Origin of the sequence: Coprococcus sp. TF11-13 (assembly GCF_003481085.1) — a bacterium.
GTDB classification, from domain to species: domain Bacteria; phylum Bacillota; class Clostridia; order Lachnospirales; family Lachnospiraceae; genus Coprococcus; species Coprococcus aceti.
Map to the genome: position 1 here is coordinate 1 of NZ_QUKK01000032.1, position 221 is coordinate 221.

At 51.1% G+C, this 221-nt stretch carries 1 protein-coding gene; it reads right to left on the minus strand.

Annotated features, from left to right (window positions below; all coding sequences use genetic code 11):
* The coding region (locus DXD11_RS14120; protein WP_330426656.1) for a hypothetical protein at positions 1–221 on the minus strand (221 nt) is incomplete at both ends.

Consider the following 221-nt stretch of genomic DNA (forward strand, 5'->3'; position numbering starts at 1 on the left):
AACATTCCACAAAGAGCACCTATTATTGCGCCCTCTTCAACGCCACTTGCAAATCCATCCAAAAACGACTTTCCTGCTTTCACTGATGCAGCGCCATTCATTATACCAGATATTGCTGATCCCACGAGGGCCGATGTCGCTACAGACTGTGTCACTGCAGCTGCCGTAGCTCCCAGTACAGCAGGGCAGACTATCGCCACTGCAGCAGTAACCACAAGCAC